This is a genomic window from Rhodococcus sp. IEGM 1409 (genome assembly GCF_030056735.1).
Lineage (GTDB): Bacteria > Actinomycetota > Actinomycetes > Mycobacteriales > Mycobacteriaceae > Rhodococcus_F.
Genome location: NZ_JASHKN010000044.1, coordinates 1 through 218, shown reverse-complemented (window position 1 = coordinate 218; position 218 = coordinate 1). Strand labels below are relative to the sequence as shown.

The 218-nt window shown below is 58.7% G+C and carries 1 pseudogene; it reads right to left on the bottom strand.

The features are described from left to right. Positions 1 to 218, bottom strand: a pseudogene (locus QM716_RS29195) (TetR family transcriptional regulator); the annotation flags it as partial.

The following is a 218-nucleotide window of genomic DNA, read 5'->3' as shown; positions in this document are numbered from 1 at the left end:
CCCACACGGTGTCGCGCATGAATCTGAAGACCAATTCGAAGTCGATGTCGGAACGGAAGGTCCCGTCCTCGACGCCGGCTTCGAGAAATCCGACCCACAGGTCCCGGAATTCGGTGTTGCGCTCTGCCAGGTAAGCGAAGCGGTCGTTCGCGTCGAGGTTCTTGACCTCGTCCTGTTAGATCGCAACGGCAGAATGCGAGGCTTCGATTGCCTCGTAC